At 50.0% G+C, this 20,088-nt stretch carries 16 protein-coding genes and 2 pseudogenes; 8 read left to right on the top strand and 10 right to left on the bottom strand.

Annotated features, from left to right (window positions below; genetic code table 11):
- Positions 1 to 82: 82 nt before the first annotated feature.
- On the bottom strand, positions 83 to 1,261 hold the full coding sequence (locus BTA35_RS10635) for an acyl-CoA dehydrogenase family protein (RefSeq protein WP_078319810.1): 1,179 nt from the start codon (positions 1,259 to 1,261) through the stop codon (positions 83 to 85).
- A gap of 237 nt (positions 1,262 to 1,498) precedes the next feature.
- Here BTA35_RS10635 and BTA35_RS18840 point away from each other — a divergent pair.
- Positions 1,499 to 1,795 (top strand): annotated as a pseudogene (locus tag BTA35_RS18840) (AraC family transcriptional regulator ligand-binding domain-containing protein); the annotation flags it as partial.
- Between the two features lie 31 nt (positions 1,796 to 1,826).
- Complete coding sequence (locus tag BTA35_RS18470) at positions 1,827 to 2,576, top strand: helix-turn-helix transcriptional regulator (protein ID WP_238377567.1); 750 nt, start codon at positions 1,827 to 1,829, stop codon at positions 2,574 to 2,576.
- A gap of 86 nt (positions 2,577 to 2,662) precedes the next feature.
- Here the strand turns inward: BTA35_RS18470 and BTA35_RS10625 are convergent, their stop codons facing one another.
- Both BTA35_RS10625 and BTA35_RS10620 read right to left on the bottom strand, forming a co-directional pair.
- Entirely contained in the window at positions 2,663 to 3,145 is a 483-nt protein-coding gene (locus BTA35_RS10625; protein ID WP_078319809.1) for an FKBP-type peptidyl-prolyl cis-trans isomerase, read from the bottom strand.
- Between the two features lie 138 nt (positions 3,146 to 3,283).
- The gene (locus BTA35_RS10620; RefSeq protein ID WP_078319808.1) at positions 3,284 to 3,490 is read right to left on the bottom strand and encodes a cold-shock protein; all 207 of its coding nucleotides are present in this window, start codon (positions 3,488 to 3,490) and stop codon (positions 3,284 to 3,286) included.
- Positions 3,491 to 3,773: 283 nt separating this feature from the next.
- On the opposite strand from BTA35_RS10620, the gene BTA35_RS10615 reads away from it, so the two are divergent.
- Positions 3,774 to 4,361 (top strand): HAD family hydrolase, encoded by a 588-nt coding sequence (locus BTA35_RS10615; protein ID WP_078319807.1) that lies wholly within the window; start codon positions 3,774 to 3,776, stop codon positions 4,359 to 4,361.
- On the opposite strand, the gene BTA35_RS10610 is transcribed toward BTA35_RS10615, so the two are convergent.
- On the bottom strand, positions 4,345 to 5,118 hold the full coding sequence (locus BTA35_RS10610; RefSeq protein WP_078319806.1) for a pseudouridine synthase: 774 nt from the start codon (positions 5,116 to 5,118) through the stop codon (positions 4,345 to 4,347). The genes BTA35_RS10615 and BTA35_RS10610 overlap by 17 nt on opposite strands.
- A 225-nt stretch (positions 5,119 to 5,343) precedes the next feature.
- Entirely contained in the window at positions 5,344 to 6,933 is a 1,590-nt protein-coding gene (locus BTA35_RS10605) for an ABC-F family ATPase (protein WP_139363649.1), read from the bottom strand.
- Positions 6,934 to 7,233: 300 nt separating this feature from the next.
- Between BTA35_RS10605 and BTA35_RS10600 the strand changes: the two genes are divergently transcribed.
- A complete protein-coding gene (locus BTA35_RS10600) occupies positions 7,234 to 8,220 on the top strand; it encodes a DMT family transporter (protein ID WP_078319804.1) in 987 nt (328 codons plus the stop codon).
- Positions 8,221 to 8,298: 78 nt separating this feature from the next.
- On the opposite strand, the gene BTA35_RS10595 is transcribed toward BTA35_RS10600, so the two are convergent.
- The 3 genes from BTA35_RS10595 to BTA35_RS10585 form a co-directional block, all read right to left on the bottom strand.
- Positions 8,299 to 9,624, bottom strand: coding sequence for a TRAP transporter large permease (locus BTA35_RS10595; RefSeq protein ID WP_078319994.1), 1,326 nt, complete (start codon positions 9,622 to 9,624; stop codon positions 8,299 to 8,301).
- Positions 9,625 to 9,629: 5 nt separating this feature from the next.
- On the bottom strand, positions 9,630 to 10,229 hold the full coding sequence (locus BTA35_RS10590) for a TRAP transporter small permease subunit (protein WP_202931237.1): 600 nt from the start codon (positions 10,227 to 10,229) through the stop codon (positions 9,630 to 9,632).
- A gap of 150 nt (positions 10,230 to 10,379) precedes the next feature.
- Positions 10,380 to 11,435 (bottom strand): TRAP transporter substrate-binding protein, encoded by a 1,056-nt coding sequence (locus BTA35_RS10585; protein WP_078319803.1) that lies wholly within the window; start codon positions 11,433 to 11,435, stop codon positions 10,380 to 10,382.
- A 219-nt stretch (positions 11,436 to 11,654) separates the two neighbouring features.
- On the opposite strand from BTA35_RS10585, the gene BTA35_RS10580 reads away from it, so the two are divergent.
- The 4 genes from BTA35_RS10580 to gabT all read left to right on the top strand — a co-directional run bounded on the left by BTA35_RS10580 (position 11,655) and on the right by gabT (position 17,886).
- Complete coding sequence (locus BTA35_RS10580; protein ID WP_078319992.1) at positions 11,655 to 12,593, top strand: LysR family transcriptional regulator; 939 nt, start codon at positions 11,655 to 11,657, stop codon at positions 12,591 to 12,593.
- 290 nt (positions 12,594 to 12,883) lie between these two features.
- Positions 12,884 to 14,764: a methyl-accepting chemotaxis protein gene (locus BTA35_RS10575; RefSeq protein ID WP_078319802.1), complete on the top strand. Its 1,881-nt coding sequence runs from the start codon at positions 12,884 to 12,886 to the stop codon at positions 14,762 to 14,764.
- Between the two features lie 283 nt (positions 14,765 to 15,047).
- Positions 15,048 to 16,511 (top strand): NAD-dependent succinate-semialdehyde dehydrogenase, encoded by a 1,464-nt coding sequence (locus BTA35_RS10570; protein ID WP_078319801.1) that lies wholly within the window; start codon positions 15,048 to 15,050, stop codon positions 16,509 to 16,511.
- A gap of 94 nt (positions 16,512 to 16,605) precedes the next feature.
- Positions 16,606 to 17,886, top strand: coding sequence for a 4-aminobutyrate--2-oxoglutarate transaminase (gene gabT / locus BTA35_RS10565; RefSeq protein WP_078319800.1), 1,281 nt, complete (start codon positions 16,606 to 16,608; stop codon positions 17,884 to 17,886).
- Between the two features lie 510 nt (positions 17,887 to 18,396).
- On the opposite strand, the gene BTA35_RS10560 is transcribed toward gabT, so the two are convergent.
- Positions 18,397 to 19,161: a hypothetical protein gene (locus BTA35_RS10560; protein ID WP_139363648.1), complete on the bottom strand. Its 765-nt coding sequence runs from the start codon at positions 19,159 to 19,161 to the stop codon at positions 18,397 to 18,399.
- A 254-nt stretch (positions 19,162 to 19,415) separates the two neighbouring features.
- Positions 19,416 to 19,526: pseudogene (locus tag BTA35_RS18465) on the bottom strand (IS110 family transposase); the annotation flags it as partial.
- Positions 19,527 to 20,088: the final 562 nt, after the last annotated feature.

The following is a 20,088-nucleotide window of genomic DNA, read 5'->3' as shown; positions in this document are numbered from 1 at the left end:
CAGAATCCTTTTGTTTATTGTTTTCTGGTTGGATTTTTGATTATTACTGTTTCCGGTTGCATAGCGCACATACCGCCCGCTCTTACTTACCCAATAGCGAGCGGGCGATTACCTCTTTCATAATTTCAGAGGTACCGGCATAAATCGTTTGGATACGGGCATCCACATAGAAACGGGAGATGGGATATTCTGTGGTGTAGCCATAGCCACCGAACAGCTGCAGGCACTCATCGATGGTTTTACACTGCATCTCACTGAGCTGCAGCTTGAGGATCGCAGCATCCGTCGCACTCATCCTCCCTTCACTGTAGCGCTGCATACACTGGTTAAAGTAAGCCCGGCCCAACTCAACCTGCGCGTTCACCTCCGCCAGTTTGAAGCGGGTGTTCTGAAAATCGGCAATGCGCTGCCCAAAGGCTTTTCGTTCCTGCACATAATCCAGGGTCAGCTGCAGCGCCCCTTCCATCGCCCCCAATGCCTGAGATGCGACCCCAAGACGCTCTCGGGGCAGCTCCTGCATCAGGTAGGTGAAGCCCTTGTTCAGCTCACCCAGCAAGGCATCTTCCGGTACGATCAGCTCTTCAAAGAACAGTTCAGCGGTATCGCTGGAGTGCTGGCCGATCTTATGGATCCCCTTACCCCGTGAAAAACCCGGCAGGCGGGTATCCACCAGAAAGAGAGAGACCCCTTTGGCACCGGCCTGAGGATCTGTTTTTGCACACACGATCACCATATCCGCCAGCAGACCATTGGTGATAAAGATCTTGGAGCCATTTATCTTCCAGCCACCGGATACCTTCTCAGCACGGGTTCTGAGGGCAGCCAGATCACTACCGGCACCGGGCTCGGTCATCGCGATAGCCCCCAGCACCTCACCGGAAGCCATTTTCGGCAACCAATACTGCTTCTGGGCTTCAGAGCCGATATGAAGAAGATAGGGCATCACAATATTGGCATGGATGTTATAGCCACTAGCGACACCACCGTAGCCATAGCGGGAGATCGTTTCACACACCAGCTGGCTGATGGGGAAATCTGTACCGGCTCCACCATAGACCTCCGGCAGATCAACCCCCAACAAGCCCGCTTCACCAAAGGTGTTCCAAAGGGAGCGCGGAACCTGATGCGCCGCCTCCCACTGCTCAAAGTAGGGTTCAACCTCCTGTTGCAGAAAGCGTTGAACCATCTCAGCAAAGAGCGGGGCATCATCCCCATAAACAGAGGCTGATAAAGAACGTTGAGAAGAAACAGATGTATTCATAGTGTCGATACTCACCGGCTGTCTTACTGCAGTATTGAATCTTGTTGTCTAACGCGATTGATAACAAAGGCCATTTAATCGGTTATCTTTTGGGCGCAGAATGATGAACCCGGTCGATTTAATTGATCAAAACGGCCAGGCGATCGATTCCGTCAGACAGACAGCTGGATCTTAGGTCGGGAATGTAATAGCGTTGGGGCACATCTTTCTTAAAAACAATAATAAGACATCAACAGCATGCCCTCTGCCACAAGGTTACCGGCTGCCACAAAGCCGGCCTCAACAGACAAGGCTTATATTGCCAACCACTACATTCACGCCTGTATCACCGGTGCTCTGGCGCAGGGGGTTACAGTGCCCACATTACTCCGGCAGGCCGGAATTCCGTTGCACTGGTATCAGAAGCCGGATCAACTGATCACCGAGCAGCAGCTGAGCAATCTGATCAAGGCGGTCTGGCGGGAGACCCGGGATGAGTTTATGGGGTTAGCTCCGGCTCCCTGCAGAAAGGGGATTTTTGCCCTGATGGCGGAGCTGGCACAACAGGCGAAAACCCTGGGGGGGAATGCTGAGGCAGAGTGCCCGTTTCTACAGTACCGTTTACCCCCATCTCGATATCGGCCTGGAGAGTGCACAGGTAACGGATTCCGGTCAGACACAGGTCTTCTACCGGCTACAGCTGTTGGGGAGCGATGGGGATCCCCATCACCTGTTGCAGGAGTTTCTTCTTCTCATGTGGCAGCGCTTTTCCAGCTGGCTGACCGGACAGCAGATCCCCTTCAGCCGGACATGCTTTGCCTACCCGCCTCCGGCCCACCGGCAGGAGTACCCGGCGATGTACACAGGAACCCTGGAGTTCACCGCCCCCTGCTGCGGGTTTTACCTTCACCCCCGTTATCTGCAACTGCCGATCGTGCGTAGTGAAGAGGAGCTGAAAGGCTTTCTGAAACAATCACCGGCCATGATTCTGCACCGACCGGATCAGGATACACGCCTGCAGACACGGATCAGGATGCTGCTCCAGCAGTTTGACTTTGATCAACTGCCAAATCTGGAGCAGGTCAGCGATAAACTGCATATCGCCCCCAGAACCCTGCGCCGGAAACTGACAGAAGAAGGGACCTCATTACGGGAGCTTAAGGAGCAGTTACGCAAAGAGTTTGCGATTAAGCTACTTCGGTCTGAACATCTCTCCATCAACGAAGTGAGTGAGCGGGTAGGTTTTTCGGAAACGGCGGCCTTCTGTCGCGCCTTTAAACGCTGGACAGGATACTCACCTTCAAAGTGGCGCTCACCGCCTTATCCTGAAAGTTAAATCCACTCTGATGAAAAGACCAACGGAGCCGGAAAAGATAAAAACCAGCAGCATAGGCTGCTATACAGCAGCTCTTTGCGGAATACTCAGTGGTGGTGGCCACCAATACCATGGGCATGACCATGGGCGATCTCTTCCGATGTTGCATCACGAACATCAGCGACGACCATATCAAAGGTCAGGGTTTTACCGGCCATCGGATGGTTGGTATCAACCGTGACCATAAACTTGCCAACCTTAATAACGGTAACCTGACGCTGCCCCTGCTCAGTCTGAACAACCGCCATCATACCCGGTTTCCATCTCTTAGCTCCCATCAGATGCTTAACCGGCACACGCTGTTCACTGTTTTCACGGCGCACACCATAGGTTTCTTCCGGAGGCAGGGTAACCGTGAACTCACCCCCTGCTTCACGGCCTTCAAGTGCTTTCTCAACACCTGGCATCATATTCTTATGACCATGCAGATAAGCGACAGGATCTGCCCCTACATTGCTTTCCAGAAGCTCACCAGCTTCATCTCTTAGTGTGTAGTAAAACTGAACCACTTTATCTTTTGAAATACCCATTGCGATACCTTACTGATCTTTAAAAAACTGACAAAAACGCAAAAAGCGAAGCCGTAGCTTCGCTTTTTGTTGATCTTAGCCTAACGAATTAAGCTTGAGATCCAGGCTTGAGCCCGTAATACCTAAGACAATAATGTCTTACAGTACAACGATTTCTTCAGCCTGTGGGCCTTTTTGGCCTTGAGTTACTTTGAACTCAACCTTTTGGCCTTCCAGCAAGGTTTTAAAACCGTTGCCAACGATCGCAGAGAAGTGTGCGAATACGTCTGGGCCACTTTCCTGCTCGATGAAGCCAAAACCTTTAGATTCGTTAAACCATTTAACAGTGCCAGTAACTTTAGACATGATTAAATTCCTGTCATACAAGAGTAATTTTTTTGCTTCAAAAATGAAGCGGTTTTGCTGGAAGTCGTGCTATTACTTATGGAAAACAGGACGAGGTACTTACTAAATTGAAGACATCGAAATGGTGCATAAATACAGACTTGCTTTCAGACAAAGTCATTATACACAGATAGCCTCTTCTGTCTAAGATTATTTTGCAACGTGAAAAGGCTCTGTTTTACTGATATAACGTATTGAATTATCTGGCTTTCAGTCCAACTAAACTTTCGCAGGGCAGAACGGAATGAAAAATATTAAAGGTGTGATTTTTGATCTGGACGGGACGCTGGTATCTTCCTCTCTGGACTTCCAATGGCTACGTCAACAGGTGAACTGCCCTGATGAAGACGATATTCTGACGTTCACAGCACAGCTGCAGGACCCTTACCTTAAGGACAGGGCAAACAGTATTATTGAACAACATGAACTGGATGATGCCCATCAGGCCAACTGGATACCCGGCGCCAAACTCTTCGTTGATTGTCTGAATCAGAATAACTATCCGATGGCGATTGTGACCCGCAACTTTCAGCAAGCCGCACAGATTAAAATCCGTAATAATGCTATGCCGATCACCCGCATTATCACCCGCGAAGAGGCTCCTGCAAAACCAGACCCCACGGCACTGTTAATGATCGCCACCGAGTGGCGCCTGAAACCGGAGCAGGTTATGTATGTTGGTGACTTTCGTTATGACGTTGAGGCCGCCAACAATGCCGGCATGCACTCCTGTCTTTATGCCCCCGATGAGTTACCGGATTACGCCCATCAGGCCGACCAGGTGATCCGCCATTTTGATGAGCTGACAGCAACACTTAAGTCATTAAATTAATAGCCGCCGAGTAAGGGGCTCCCTCAGCGTTCAGATCCTCCAGTTCCTGCAACGTCAAGGCCCGCCACTGACCCGGTTTTAATGTCGGGTCAAGTTGCAGAGACCCCAGTGAGCTGCGGTGCAGCTTAACCACCTCATTGCGAAAATGACCAAACATCCGCTTAACCTGGTGGTAACGCCCTTCCGTCAGCCAGACACGAGCGTGGTAATCATCAAGAATCTCCAACCGCGCCGGGCGCGTGGTGATGCCTTCATAATCGAACCAGATGCCCTGCTCAAAAACCGGCACATAATCCTTATTAACCGGACGCGCCAGCTCTACCTCGTAGCACTTCTCAACATCTTTGTCCGGCAGGGTCAGCACCGTTGACCAGTCGCCGTCATTGGTTAACAGCAGGAGCCCGGAGGTGTTCAGGTCTAACCGTCCCACATGATGCAGCTGAGCTTTATCAGGGTGGTCGATCAGATCGATCACGGTTTTGTGCTCGTCGTCGGTAACCGCCGTCACCACACCCACCGGTTTATACAGCATCAGATACAGCGCACGATTGCTCTGCAACAGCTCACCGTCCAGTTCAATACGGCTGAAAAAGTCGATGGGCTGACTGATGCTTTCTGCAGGTCTTCCGTTCACCCTAATCCGGCCTTGCGCCAATAACAGGCGTACCTGCTTTTTACTCACCGGATTTACCGGATCACGCTCAAACAGGGTCTGGCTGATGAAACGATCAAGGCGGGCTTTTTTTGATGAACTCATAACAGAGGGCTATCACTATCAAAAAACGGTAAAAGAACCACAGATTCGATATATGCTCATTGGCCTGGGTTAACGATCACTGCGGACAGAACAAGACGAACAACAGACCACAACAAAAATGCCGGTCTGTTACGCACTGCCTTTTAGGACAGAGCAAACAAACCGGCATCGGATCAGGGACTGATTAATCGTTTAAACGACAATCTGATTCCTGGCAATCACCTATCAGTTAACACCCTGACTGGTCAGGTAGTCTTCGTAGGTGCCGTGGAAATCGACGATACCGGTTGGGGTAATCTCGATAATACGGGTTGCCAGTGACGATACAAACTCACGGTCGTGGGAGACAAACAGCAGTGTGCCTTCGTAGTTTTCCAGCGCCAGGTTCAACGACTCAATGGATTCCATATCCAGGTGGTTGGTGGGTTCATCCATCAACAGAATGTTCGGGCGCTGCAGCATGATTTTACCGAACAGCATACGACCCTGTTCACCACCGGAGATCACCTTCACCGATTTATCAATATCTTTTTGCGAGAACAACAGACGACCCAGAGTGCCACGGATCACCTGCTCATCATCACCTTCCTGCCCCCACTGAGCCATCCAGTCCAGCAGTGTCTCATCCTGCTCAAAGTCACTGGCATGATCCTGAGCGTAATAACCGAGCTTGTGGTTTTCAGACCATTTCACCATACCTTTCGTTGGCTCCAGGTCCCCCACTAAGCATTTCAGCAGCGTGGACTTACCGATACCGTTCGGGCCGATAATCGCAATACGCTCTCCCACTTCCACCATCAGATTAAGACCGGAGAACAACTCCTCATCAAAGCTTTTCGCCAGTCCCTCCACTTCCAATGCTAAACGGTGCAGTTTCTTTTCCTGCTCAAAGCGGATAAACGGGTTCTGACGGCTTGAAGGCTTAATATCTTCCAGCTGGATCTTATCAATCTGCTTGGCCCGGGAGGTTGCCTGCTTGGACTTGGATGCGTTGGCCGAGAAACGACTAACGAAGGCTTTAAGGTCCGCAATCTGAGCTTTTTTCTTAGCGTTATCGGCCATCTGGCGCTCACGCACCTGAGTTGCCGCCGTCATATACTCATCGTACGTGCCGGGATACAGACGCAGTTCACCGTAGTCCAGATCCGCCATATGGGTACAGACACTGTTCAGAAAGTGACGATCGTGGGAGATGATAATCATGGTGCAGTTACGCTCGTTCAGAACGCCTTCCAGCCAACGGATGGTGTTAATATCCAAGTTGTTGGTGGGTTCGTCCAGCAGCATAATATCAGGGTCAGAGAACAGCACCTGTGCCAGTAGCACACGCAGTTTCCAGCCCGGCGCGATCTCGCTCATCGGGCCAAAATGTTGTTCAACAGGAATACCCACACCCAGCAGAAGTTCACCGGCACGGGATTCTGCGGTGTAGCCGTCCATTTCCGCAAACTCGCCTTCCAGCTCACCGGCACGAATGCCGTCTTCTTCGGTCATTTCCGCTTTCGAGTAGATCCCATCACGCTCCTCTTTAACCGCCCAAAGCTCGGTATTACCCATGATGACAGTATCAACAACACTGTACTGCTCGTAAGCGAACTGGTCCTGCTTCAGTTTACCGATACGCTCATTGGGATCTTTGGATACATTGCCCGCTGTTGGCTCAAGATCACCACCCAAAATCTTCATAAAGGTGGATTTACCGCAACCATTGGCGCCGATCAGACCGTAACGGTTTCCCTCGCCAAATTTAACGGAAACGTTTTCAAATAACGGCTTTGCGCCGAACTGCATGGTGATATTAGCGGTAGTAAGCAATGTAATAACCTGAGTTTGTTGATTAATTATTCGGCCGGGCGGGAGGAAATCCTGTTTGTCCGCATCGGTAAAAGGCGCGTATTATGCCGCTTCTGCGTAACAGACGAAAGAGCATCACCAAAGATAACCTCTGTTAGCTGTAAAACAGCAGCAACAAGACTGCCGAAACAGTAGAGCAGTACCACTGAACAGCTCATCAGAAGCTGAAATCGACGACAAGAGACCACCCGTCAGCGGGTCTAAACCAAAGGCCAATATCCGGCTAACACCTTCACCCCTTGTCTGGAGCCTGAGACGGCTATGCGAGCTTTTCTCTCTTACTTACTGCACCCCAATGCTCAACAAAACAACCAAAGCGGCCTGATCATTATGATTCTGGCTATGCTACTGGTGCCCACAGTGGATGTTCTGGCCAAAATTCTGACCCAGTCCTTAGGGCCGGTTCAGGTCAGCTTCATCCGAACCCTGCTGCAGACTCTTCTGATCATGTTGATTCTGCTGCGAAGCCCCGCAGGATCAGGGTCACTCAGAAGATTAAATCTGGCCTTAAAGCTCAGATTAAGTATCGCAGGCGTTCTGATCAGCACTGCAATTACCTTTATGATGTGGTCTTTAAAGGAGCTTCCGGTCGCCAATGCTATCGCCCTCTTTTTTATCGAGCCTTTATTACTGATGGCTCTATCCGGGCTGATTCTGAAAGAGCGCACACCCTGGGTTCGTTATCTGGCCGCTATTGTCGGCCTGATCGGAGCTATGGTGGTCATTCGCCCTAACTGGCAGCTGTATGGTTTCAGCGCTGTATTGCCGATGCTGGCAGCACTTTGTTATGCCCTGCACTTTATCGTAATCCGCAAATGCCGGGACCACCTGCAACCGCTGCAGATCCAGGCCGGAACCGGCATCGCTGGTATTCTCTTTCTTGGCTTACTGCTTATCGCTGGCAGCCATACGGAGGAAGCGGTACTGCACTGGAGTAGCCTGCAAAGCAATCATCTGCCTCTTTTGGCACTGCTGGGAGCCGTATCCGCGGTAAGCTATCTGATGATTAATGTGGCCTTTCATCGTTCAGCAGCCAGTACCCTGGCCCCCTTTCAGTATCTGGAGATTGTAAGCGCAACTTTTTTAGGGTTTCTGGTGTTCAGTGAATACCCGGACAGCCTGACCCTGGTCGGTACCGGTATTATTCTTGGAGCCGGTTTGTTTGTCATTGCCCACGAGCAGAAAAGTAATCCGGCAAAAAAGTCTGTAATGGAAAGCCGTAGCAAGCTCAGAAATGTGGGCACCTGAGAGCAACGGTTGAGCTGAAAACAAAGAAGCCGCTTCATAGGAAGCGGCTTCTCACAGTGCTAAGCAGATAGCGGATACTTACCCATCCATCACCATACCAGGTAACCAGAGTACGATATCCGGGAACACCATACACAGGACCAGCACCATGACATTGATCAGCACAAAAGGGGTTACCGAGCGATAGATCTCCCCCATGCCGATACCCGCAGGTGCGATACCTTTCAGATAGAAGAGCGCAAAACCGTACGGCGGTGTCTGAACTGCAATCAGAATATTCAAAATCATCAGCACCCCAAACCAGATCGGATCATAGCCCAGGGATACCGCAATCGGTGTGAACAAAGGAGCACACATCAGAACGATAATAAACTCGTCGATGATAAAGCCCAGCAGCAGCATGATCAGCTGGAACATGATAATGATCATGATCGGCGGCATATCCAGGCCATTGGTAAAGTCCGCCACCATGTTCTGCACACCCATCAGCAGATGGAAGTTACTGAATACCGACGCCCCAAAGATGATCCACATCGCCACACTCACTAAGGTACCGGTTTGCAGGCCAGCAGAGCGGAACATATCCCACTTAAAGCGCTTAAACAGGATCGCCAGAACAATAGCACCCATCACCCCGATAGCGCCGGACTCTGTCGGCGTTGCAATACCGGTAATAATGCTACCCAGCACGGCTACAATCAGCAGCAACGAGAACAGACCATCACGAATCACACGGAAACGTTCACTGGGAGTATGGGGAACAAAATCTTCCTGCTGGGAATCGATGGGTGCTTTTTCCGGTTTCAGCCAGCAGCTGATCACCACGTAAGCCATTAGGCTGAACACCGTTAGAAGCGCGGGCATCATAGCCCCCAGGAACATCCGGCCCACCGAGTTCTGGGTTGATGCAGCAAACATAATCATAGGGATACTGGGCGGAATCAAAATCCCCAGACCACCACCGGCCATAATAACACCCAGAGCCAATCTGCGATCGTAACCTCGGTCCAGCATCGGCTTCAGGGCGATAGAGCCTGAGGTCATAATACCCGCACCGATAATCCCCACCATAGCGCCAATCATAGAGCAGACGCCGATCACGCTGATCGCCAGAGAACCGCGCACCTTCCCCACAACCAGCTGACTGAAGTTAAACATCGCATCGCCAATGCCAGACTTAGTCAGTAATTGACCCATATAGATGTAGAGTGGAATAGCCAGCAGAATAAAGCTGAAATAGGTCGACTCTATGGTTGAGGGGATAATATTGAACAGGCCATCCCCCCAAACCATATAGCCAATCCCCATGGCGATACCACCCAGCGCCAGGCCGACCTGGGCACCTAATGCAAAAAAGAAAAAAATACAGACCAGCAAAACGCCGGTTAATGCCTCAATACCCAGATCCATTACTTCGCCGCCTCTGCTTTCTCGTCTTCATTCTTATCAGAGCTGTTCTCATCACGGTTATCCTCTGAGCCCGAATCTGTATCTTCGATCAATGGCTGCCCGGTAACCAGAAAGTAAAGCTCAGCCAACATATCCCGACCCAGTTGAGCAACAAACAAACCTGCAGCGACAATCATCATGATCCAGAAATGAAACATGGGTGGAGCCCACTCACTCTGACGGCGATAGTCGTACTCCATCGCCTCCTCAAACTTTCCGAAGCAAAGCTTCATCACCAGAATCAGAAAGAAAATCCCCAACGACCAGGAGATAAGATTGAAAACAGCGCGGGATCTCTTAGAGACACGGAAATAAAGAATATCCACATTAATATGTACCCGCTGTTGCTGGGCGTAGGCACCACCTAAGGCCGCAATGTAGCCAAAAAGAAACAGTGACAGGTCAAAGGCCCAAATGGTCGGACTGTTCAGCACGTAACGGGAGAAAACCTCAAAGGCAACAACAAAGGCCAGAACCGGCATCAGATAGGCCGCAGCTTTACCGCACAAGCGAACAATCAGATCCACCAGTCGGCACAGGTTTCTGAGGAATGCAGTCATACTTTTTACCTAATAAAAAGGCTTACCTAAAAGCGGTTTACCTAATAAACGGAGCACAAAGAGCGCCCGAAGGCGCTCCCCAAGATGTGATATGTATTAAAGCACCTGCAGGTCAGGTTAGCCTGCCATAGTAAAGTGCTTTAATCAGACTTACATCTGCTCTTTGCGAAGAATATCGATCAACTGTTTGCTGTACTTATCCTTAGCAGCGTACTCATCCCACAGACTTGCACCAGCATCAGCCCATGCTTTCTTGTCTGCCTCACTCGGCTCAGGGCTCCATTTCAGGCCTTTAGACTCCATCTCAGAAACCGCCTCAGATTCCCACTGACGTGACAGGCGCAACTGATCATCTGCATGAATTTCAGTGGCTTTACGTACAGCAGCCTTCAGATCATCCGGCAGTTTTTTCCAGGCGTTACGGTTGACCACAATCGGCAGAACCTGTGCACCGGCCAGCGGCAGACGATACATATACTTTGCCACTTCAACATGGTTACCATCACGGTGATCGATCATGTTAGACCCGATAGAACCGTCGATAACACCGGTTGCCAAAGAGGTGTAGATCTCACTCCAGGCCAGGGAAACAGGAGACGCTCCCAGGTTACGCAGGAACTTACCGTAAGCTCCTGGCGCACGTATTTTCAGACCTTTAAAGTCTTCAACCGAGTTAATCGGTTTTTTGGTCAGAATATAAACCGGCGGCTGAATGTAGGGTTCCAGCCAAACCATACCCTGGGAGCCATACGCTTTGGTCAGCACATCGCCGAAACCTTTTTCGTGGAACAGCGCCTGCAACTCTTTAGGATCATCGGTACCGCCTGGCAAGCCGATTTCAACCACACCGGCCGGTAACTCACCCGCATGCATCGACTGAAATGGCGCGCCCATGGTGATCAGGCCGGACTTCACCGCACCCAGCAAGCCACTGGTGCCAACACCTTCCCCTGAGTAAAGAACCTGAACTTTGATGCGGCCATCAGACAGCTTCTCGATATTTTTTGCCATGCTTTCGTAGACTTCGCCAAAAGCTGTTCCCCGGCTATACAGATTACTGAAACGCCAATTATGCTCAGCAGCAGAAGCCTGTGTGATCCCGGTAACACCTAAAGCCAGAGCCAGAGCCGTTGCGGAAATTTTCTTCTTGTAGCGACCCAATGTGTTGTGCAGAGTTTTCTGAGTGAACGTTTTTTTTAGAAACATTATCGTCTCACCTGATTTTTATCATTTTTTATGTAAGCAGCCTTTTCAGCCTACCCCTTGCGCTGGCAGATCATCACAAAAGGTAATTCACGGTTAAACCAATCTCTTTCCACCCAAGGGTTTGACTTTTTTTACGTAATGACGCAATAAACCCTGCTAAGGTTGATTATATTTACCATGAGCCTAAAGCAGGCATATATGCAAACAGCGGGGCCTCCCATGAAAAAACCATCCCTGGGCCAGATCAGTGATTACGAGCTGAAACAGCTCAAACTTTTTAAGACTGTGGTAGAAAGTGGCGGCTTTACCTCCGCAGCCGCCGAGCTGAATATCAGTCGCCCCACGGTGAGCAACCATATCGCCAGCCTGGAATCCCGGTTGGGAATGCCTCTTTGCAAACGGGGGCGCGGCGGTTTTTTACTGACAGATGAAGGCGCGGTGGTATACGAAGAAAGTAAACAACTTCTGATTCAACTGGATCAGTTCCGCAGTACACTCAACAACCTTGGAGAAAGTCCCGCGAGCCAACTGCGCATCGCCCTGAGCGATACCTACAGCAACGATGAACGCTGTCGTATACCGGAAGTGATGCGCTCGTACTGCAAAGCAGCCCCTAAGGTGACCCTTAGTTTTGAAGTGGAACATATGCGTGATATGGAGCGGCAGGTGCTGAATGGAGATCTGGATATCGCTTTTATCCCTTATCACCGTAAATTACAGGGACTAAGCTATATCCATCTGTTTACCGACAATAACTATCTGTACTGCGCTAAAGAGCACCCCTTTTACCCTCTGCCAGAAGCGGAAATCACCAATGAGATGATCTGCAATGCCAAGCTGGTTCACGCCGGATTACAACCCCATGAAGAGATCTACCACCAGCTCAGTGAGATGAATCTGGCAGGCAGCTCCTATCATTACGAATCGCGGATCGCACTGGCCCTGAGTGGCGAGTTTATCTGCTTTCTCCCGGAAGAGGTTGCCCGGCCCTACGTTGAGAAAGGTGAACTAAAAGCGATCGCCCGGCAGCATAAACATTTCACCCTGGGTGCAGCGGTGATTTACAAACAGATGAAAAAGCCGAACCGGGCGAAAACGTTATTTTTGGAAACCATTTATCAGTATTTTGGTAACTCAACTGAAATCCCGCCCTATTGAGATTTTCGGGCCAAAAAGGCTTCAGGCTCTATGTAACAAGGGGTTAGGGATATTACCCTAATATGATACAGGTCATATGTTTGACGGACACCAAACTGAACATTGAAGTCCATCCATTGTTAGACAAAAGCCTACCCCCTAAAGTCGCAAATCTATGCCTCGTCCTCGGGCTACCCCCTTGCAATATAAGGGCTGGTGGCCTTCAGCACGAAGACAACCTCCCCCAGACCCGATAAGAAACTCACCTCTGAACAGAGTAAGAGTTCATATAAAACCAGGAGTAGTACAGGATGAATATCAACTTCTCGCTCAGACAGAAGCTGATCCTTATCGTTGCCGTCATTATTGCCGGTTTCGCCATCATGGGCATTTACAGTGTCTCCGTACTGAGCACCATGAATGATGCTTCCACCGAACAAAACCAGATTAACCAGGCCAGCACTGAAATCAGTCAGTTGCAATCCCGCCTGCTGATTCTGGAAAAACTTAAAGAGCAGCCGGAAATTAAGTCACTGAACCAGGCTGCAGAAACCGTTCGTCAATTAAAGTCCAGCTATGAAGCGCCACTAACCCAGGCCCGGAACCACCTTACGGACCAAACAGCCCGTGGCCAGTTAGGTGAAATTCTGAGCCTGATGCCCGACTACCTTAATACACTGGACGAAAGCGTCGGCCTGAGCCTAAAGCTTCAGGGCGAAAAAGGCATGATTAAACAGCTGGATAATATAGCCAATGAAGTGGTCGAAAAACTGGGAATTCTGGACAGTTTCTCCACCACGTTTAAAGAGATCCGTAACGCTGAAAAAGACTTTCTGATTACATCCGACACCCCGCACAAGCAAGGGGTTATGGATCTGATTGAGAAGCTACGCAGTAATATGCGCGCCTTTAACTTTGAAGATATGTTTGCCGCAGATGTCGATCGCTATGAAAATGCTTATCTGGAGATGGCAGCACTTAAACTGCAACATGCAAAAGATGAAACCAGGTTAGATCAGCTTCGCGGTCAACTGAATGAGCAGATTCAGCGCGCAACCCATCGACTGATCGATGTACTGGCTGAAGAAGCCCAGCAGAATGTACAGGAAACCCGTAACAGCGCTCGTAATTCATTGATCATCGGCAGCCTGATTCTGGTCTCTGTTGCGGTCGCTATTATTGGTTCAGTGGCAACATCCATCTCCCGCAATATGCAAAGAGCGTTAAACGCACTCAATCAGATCGCCTCCGGTGACCTGACAACCCGCATGACAAAAGGCTCCAACCCCAGTGATGAGTTTCATCAGCTGGCAGATGCTACGAATACCATGTGCAGCCAGATTCATGATCTGGTCAGCCACATTAAGACCAGCACCCACAGTCTGAAGCAGATTTCAGATGAAACGGATCACTCCCAGCAAAATATTCAGCAAAGCAGCGAGAACATCAGCCAGCGCAGTACATCACTGGTTGCTGCAACAGAGGAGATCAGCGTGACCACCGAGCAGATCGCCCAAAGCGGTCTGCAGGTAAGTTCTGCCACGCAGGGTGCCCATGATTCAGCCCTGGATGGTGCACAGGTGATATCCCAGGCACTGGAGTCACTGCAGTCCGTCGCCGCCGCCTTTGAAAGCACCAGCCACTCCGTTGAGCAGCTTGGTGAACAGTCCAAAGAGATTGATACCGTCATTGAACTGATTCAGGGGGTTGCGGAACAGACCAACCTACTGGCACTTAATGCTGCTATTGAAGCTGCCCGGGCCGGAGAAGCCGGTCGCGGCTTTGCTGTTGTCGCCGATGAAGTCCGCACACTGGCAGAACAGACCGTTAACGCCACCTCCAGCATCACAGAAAAGATTGAACGGATTCAGAAAGGCACCCGTGATGTGGTTGAGGCTATCGATCAAAGCCGGAGTGAAGTTGAAAACGGCCGCCTGCTGAGCGAAAAAGCAGAGCACTCCATCCGCCTTATTGAGCAGCAAACGTCAGAAGCGGCAGAACAGGCCACCGCCATTGAACAGGCGATCCGTGAAGTTGCTCTCACCACAGGTGATATGGCGCAAAACATGGATAGTATCGCCGGTGAAATTAAAAACAACAATCAGGCAAACCGCCAGATATCGGACAACACCCGCGCAACCTACGAACGGGCAGAACAACTGGAAAAACTGACAGAAGCCTTTACTGTATAAGTATCGCATCAGTATGACGAAAACACTGAAGCCCTTCATCTGTAAGGGCTTCAGTGCTTTCTGCAGGTTAATTATTCCCCTGTCTAACCGGGGTTATCTGCAGGTTTGGCGGTTATTGTTCAGCTTTAACCAAACTATGCGTTGATTGTTATTCATTTTTTTAAACCAGACCCTTAATTAGACTGCACGTACTTTGGCAGTATTTGTCATGGGCAGGCCCTTCCTGACTCAGACCCCTGCCGACGAATTACTTGCTTTTTGTGCCAGGAAGTTGGAGCAAACCATGTTACTAAAATTAAAAGATTCACAGCTACTTAAGACACAGGCTTACATCAACGGCGAATGGGTTAATGCCCAAAGCGCTCAGACCTTCCCGGTAAAAAACCCGGCGACTGGCCTGCATATTGATGATGTAGCTGACCTGGGCGCAGAAGAGACCCGCCAGGCTATTGAAGCCGCAGATAAAGCGATGGTTTCCTGGAAAGCAAAAACAGCGAAAGAGCGCTCAGTTATTCTGAAGAAATGGTTCGACCTGATGGTTGAAGCAAAAGAAGACCTGGGTCTTCTGATGACCATTGAGCAGGGCAAGCCACTAAAAGAAGCCGTGGGCGAAGTGATGTACGGCGCTTCCTTTATTGAGTGGTTCGCAGAAGAAGGCCGCCGCGCCTACGGTGATGTGATTCCAACCCACGCCGCTGATAAACGTATCGTAACCGTTAAACAACCCATTGGTGTTGTTGCGGCCATCACGCCATGGAACTTCCCGGTTGCTATGATCACCCGTAAAGCCGCTCCTGCACTGGCAGCGGGTTGCACCATCGTGATCAAGCCATCTGAAGAAACGCCTTTCTGTGCCCTGGCTATGGCAGAGCTGGCACACCGCGCCGGTGTACCGGCAGGTGTACTGAACGTGGTCACCGGCACCAACGCTGCAGCGATCGGTGGCGAGCTGACCTCCAGCCCTATCGTTCGTAAGCTGAGCTTCACCGGTTCTACCCCGGTAGGCAAGCTGCTGATGAAACAGTGTGCCGACACCGTTAAGAAAACCTCAATGGAGCTGGGCGGTAACGCACCCTTCATCGTATTTGATGATGCCGATATCGATGCAGCTGTAGAAGGTGCCATCGCATCCAAATACCGTAACGCCGGTCAGACCTGTGTCTGTGCTAACCGTTTACTGGTTCAGGCCGGTGTACACGATGAGTTCTCTGAAAAGCTGGCCAAGCGTGTTGAGCAGATGCAGATCGGTAATGGCACAACGCCAGGCGTTGAAGTGGGCCCTCTGATCAACAAAGCGGCTATCGACAAAGTAGACACTCTGGTTAAAGCCTCTGTTGAGCAGGGCGCTAAAATCCTGACCGGTGGTGAGCGTCACGCACACGGTGAACTCTTCTACACCCCGACCATCCTGTCCAATGTGACCCAAGAGATGCCGGTATTCACCCAGGAGATCTTTGGCCCTGTAGCGCCTATCGTTCGTTTCGAAACTGAAGAAGAAGCGATCGAGATTGCCAACAATACACCATTCGGTCTGGCGGCTTACTTCTACTCCGAAACGATGAGTCGCGTATGGCGTGTCTCTGAAGGCCTGGAGTACGGCATGGTTGCCGTCAATGACGGCATCCTGTCCACCGAAGTTGCGCCTTTTGGTGGTGTTAAAGAATCCGGTACGGGCCGCGAAGGCTCTAAATACGGTCTGGATGAATATCTGGAAATCAAATACATGCTGATGGGTGGCATTCGCTAAGCGAAACACCTTCACTCAGGCGTCGGTAATGGACGCCTGCTTCCCCTTTTTGTGTGTGGCCGCCATGGCGTGCCTTTATTTGTGGAGTTAAAACATGTCAACGAATGCATCTTTGCAGGAACGTAAGAATAAAGTTTTCGCAGTAGGTCAGGGCAACCTGGCTCAGGCTTTCATTGAGCGCGGTCAGAACGCAGAAATGTGGGATGTTGAAGGTAACCGCTACATCGACTTTGCTGCAGGTATCGCGGTACTCAATACCGGCCACTGCCACCCTAAAGTAATTGAAGCAGTTAAAGCTCAGACAGAAAAACTGACCCACACCTGCACCACCGTAACACCTTACGAGCCTGCGGTTGAACTGGCAGAGAAGCTGGTTGATATTGCCCCTATCTCTGGCGACAAAAAAGCGATCTTCGTAACGACAGGTGCTGAAGCGGTTGAGAACTGTGTAAAAATCGCACGTGCTCACACCGGTCGTCCGGGCGTAATCGCATTCAATGGCGGTTTCCACGGTCGTACCAACATGACCATGGCACTGACCGGTAAAGTGGTTCCTTACAAAGCACAGTTCGGGCCTTTCCCAGCGGGTGTTTACCACGCGCCTTACCCGAACGAACTGCACGGTGTCAGCATTGAAGACTCTCTGAAAGCGCTGAAAATGCTGTTCACTTGTGACATCGAAGCATCTCAGGTTGCAGCAATCATCATCGAGCCAGTACAGGGCGAAGGTGGTTTCTATCAGGCTCCTGCTGAATTCCTGCAGGAACTGCGTAAAATCTGTGACGAGCACGGCATCATGCTGATCGCTGACGAGATCCAGAACGGTTTCGGTCGTACCGGTAAGATGTTCGCTATCGAACACGCTGGCGTTGAACCTGACCTGATGACTATGGCGAAAGGTATTGCCGGTGGTTTCCCACTGTCTGCGGTTGTTGGTAAAGCAGCCGTTATGGATTCATCCCCTGCTGGTGGCCTGGGTGGTACTTACGCAGGTTCTCCAATTGCTTGTGCAGCGGCCCTGGCAGTACTGGACGTGATCAAAGAAGAGAACCTGGTTGAACGCGCTGTATCCATTGGCGACCAGATGAATCAACGCCTGAGCGCCATGAAAGAAGAGCATGGTCAGGTGATTGGTGCTGTTCGTAATCTGGGCTGCATGATCGCAATGGAACTGGTTCAGGATGGCGACATCAACAAGCCAAACCCTGAACTGACCAAAGCTCTGGTTGCTGCGGCACCTAAGCACGGTCTGATCCTGCTGTCTTGCGGTATCCGCGCTAACGTTATCCGCTTCCTGCCTGCTCTGACTATGAGCGATGAAGTGCTGAACGAAGGTCTGGATATCCTGGCTAAGATGATCGCTGAGCACGCTTGATACTATTAAGCACGCTAGAGTGATACCCAATACCCCGGCCTAGGCCGGGGTATTTTTTTGGGTGGGGTTTGGGGATTGGGAGACTGAGAAGGGATTTACCAAGCACTCCCCTACCGGACTAGCTCCCACAGACTCGCTCCCACGTACTGAGGCAAAACTAGCTCCCACGCTCCGCGTGGTAGCTTTCAACGAGCCTGTAGAAAAACCTGTTTTCAGCCAGCTTTTCTCGCAGCAGCTCGTTTTCTGTTGTTTATTTTCGATGGCTGGTTTTTATCGGCCATCGTTTGTTTATTCTGTGTTTCTGGCCTTTTCAGAAATCAAATGATCCCAGCTGTCACTGATCCAGGTACGCCATCGGCGTTTGGTTGTCGTCGTGTTTGAACCGGGCTATCACCGCCTCCTACATTTCAAAACCTGTTCAGGTCATAGTTCGGGAGGTTTTTCTACAGGCTGAAGGCCAAGCGAAGCGGCGGCTAAAAGCCGTCAGCCTTGCGCGATTGGCTAGGCGGCTTAACTCGCAGCATCGACCAAGCGGCCAAGCAAGTCGTTATGCATGTACGTGGTCTGATTAACCGGTATTTCCAATTTAACATTGCCGGGACGCAGTATCTCCCCTGGCTGTACCAACCAGTTCTCAAACCCTTTATTAAACCGGTTCCACTTGGCCTTTTCTTCCCTTCTTTTAGAAAGAACGATGTAAAACCAGTAACTCTTTATAATTACAGCCCTTACTATGAATCGATTGCTTAATGGGCCATCGTAGCTGATGTCCGTACATCGAAAAAACTCCGGCTCAAGCTGACCGGTATAACCTTGCTCTGGAATGTGCATCGTGGACGACGTCACAATCAACAACCTAAGCTGAACATCGTTTGGTTTATATCCCCCATCGAGTATGTAATCCGAAAATTTATCGTGGGCCTTTATCTTTCCGTTTTCTTCGTCCTGAGTTCGTGCAGAGTTGAATGATATTTTCAATAAACCTCGCAGCAGCTTTTCATAGTTATACCCAAACGACGCAGGCTGCCCAGGGGCGATTACTGTATGGAAATAAGAGTCGTATAGTTCACATAAGTACCTATCGAGGCTGCTTAATTTTATATTGTTGCATGATGCACAAACATCTCTTATCACTGGATCAGATTTAAAGAAACGGTCCACTTTCTTGTTGTAGATTACACCGTCAGAACCAAAACGCTTGATAAATCCATTAGGCCAAATATGTTCTTTAGTTAATGGTTGGTTTTTTTTGCAATACGCACAACTTTTACTCAACACCAACTCCCGAGATCGATCAGACACGCCTAACATCTCTGGACGCCCCTATTTTGGCAAGTAGTTTCCGATAACATAAAAAGGTTTGCAGCCATCTATTCGGATTTTAATCGGGCGTTCGCCCTATCCCTGATGAGCTTCGCTGATCTGGTTCTAATCATTTTAGCGTTCTCTTATCGGAACGATGTTAGGGCCAGAGTGTCCAGATCACAGGTTCAACCTGTCGTGTTATCTTTGATACTACCTGCGCAAAATCAGGCTTCCTCTACTCTTTGATAACGAACGCCTTTGGCTAACAATGCCCAGGCTATCCGCGCTAACTTATTCGCCAATGCCACAATCACTTTGTTTTTGTGCATTCGGCTTTCCAAACTCTGTATCCAGTTATTTTAATCATAGGCATGCGCGTTATGACGATTTCAATATACCGTCTGAAAATGAGGAAAGACTTTGATTAGAAATGAAAAATCCATTTTCTGGCCTGACTGCTTCCCTGCTAAACGCGCATACGCATCTGCGCCAATAACCGTGCGCCTGTGCTCTTAAAAAAGGACAGGCACGGTTTCCATAATGTATTGAATTTGCAGCTTATCCAATTTCGCTGCGCCGGTAAACCGAGCATTAAGTCGGATAAAACGAACACGTTTCTCTGCGAAACTCAAAATATACTGTATACGCATAGCAAATATTCACACAATGGGTGACTAACAGAATATGGCACCAAAGATGGCAAGGTATGTATGCCTAAGTGCGGCGGTAGGAGCTAGCTGGGCATCAGGAACGCGTTAACCGGCTCTGACGTAGATACCATCTCTCCGAACCGTCCGTAAAGGGTTAGCTAACCACTTGCGGGCGGTATTCGCTTTGATGTTTTACAACGCCAAAACAAATCTGTACCAACTTACGCATTCCGGCTCCTAAAGCCTG

Origin of the sequence: Oceanospirillum linum, from assembly GCF_001995095.2 — a bacterium.
GTDB lineage: Bacteria > Pseudomonadota > Gammaproteobacteria > Pseudomonadales > Halomonadaceae > Oceanospirillum > Oceanospirillum linum.
Note: the sequence above shows the minus strand (reverse complement) of the source record. Positions and strands in the feature narration are given on the sequence as shown.

What these genes read in the sequence shown, in the direction of transcription:
- BTA35_RS10635 (WP_078319810.1), bottom strand. Translation starts at nt 1,261, where the DNA reads ATGAATACATCTGTTTCTTCTCAACGTTCTTTATCAGCCTCTGTTTAT.
- BTA35_RS18470 (WP_238377567.1), top strand. Translation starts at nt 1,827, where the DNA reads ATGCTGAGGCAGAGTGCCCGTTTCTACAGTACCGTTTACCCCCATCTC.
- BTA35_RS10625 (WP_078319809.1), bottom strand. Translation starts at nt 3,145, where the DNA reads ATGGGTATTTCAAAAGATAAAGTGGTTCAGTTTTACTACACACTAAGA.
- BTA35_RS10620 (WP_078319808.1), bottom strand. Translation starts at nt 3,490, where the DNA reads ATGTCTAAAGTTACTGGCACTGTTAAATGGTTTAACGAATCTAAAGGT.
- BTA35_RS10615 (WP_078319807.1), top strand. Translation starts at nt 3,774, where the DNA reads ATGAAAAATATTAAAGGTGTGATTTTTGATCTGGACGGGACGCTGGTA.
- BTA35_RS10610 (WP_078319806.1), bottom strand. Translation starts at nt 5,118, where the DNA reads ATGAGTTCATCAAAAAAAGCCCGCCTTGATCGTTTCATCAGCCAGACC.
- BTA35_RS10600 (WP_078319804.1), top strand. Translation starts at nt 7,234, where the DNA reads ATGCGAGCTTTTCTCTCTTACTTACTGCACCCCAATGCTCAACAAAAC.
- BTA35_RS10590 (WP_202931237.1), bottom strand. Translation starts at nt 10,229, where the DNA reads ATGACTGCATTCCTCAGAAACCTGTGCCGACTGGTGGATCTGATTGTT.
- BTA35_RS10585 (WP_078319803.1), bottom strand. Translation starts at nt 11,435, where the DNA reads ATGTTTCTAAAAAAAACGTTCACTCAGAAAACTCTGCACAACACATTG.
- BTA35_RS10580 (WP_078319992.1), top strand. Translation starts at nt 11,655, where the DNA reads ATGAAAAAACCATCCCTGGGCCAGATCAGTGATTACGAGCTGAAACAG.
- BTA35_RS10575 (WP_078319802.1), top strand. Translation starts at nt 12,884, where the DNA reads ATGAATATCAACTTCTCGCTCAGACAGAAGCTGATCCTTATCGTTGCC.
- BTA35_RS10570 (WP_078319801.1), top strand. Translation starts at nt 15,048, where the DNA reads ATGTTACTAAAATTAAAAGATTCACAGCTACTTAAGACACAGGCTTAC.
- gabT (WP_078319800.1), top strand. Translation starts at nt 16,606, where the DNA reads ATGTCAACGAATGCATCTTTGCAGGAACGTAAGAATAAAGTTTTCGCA.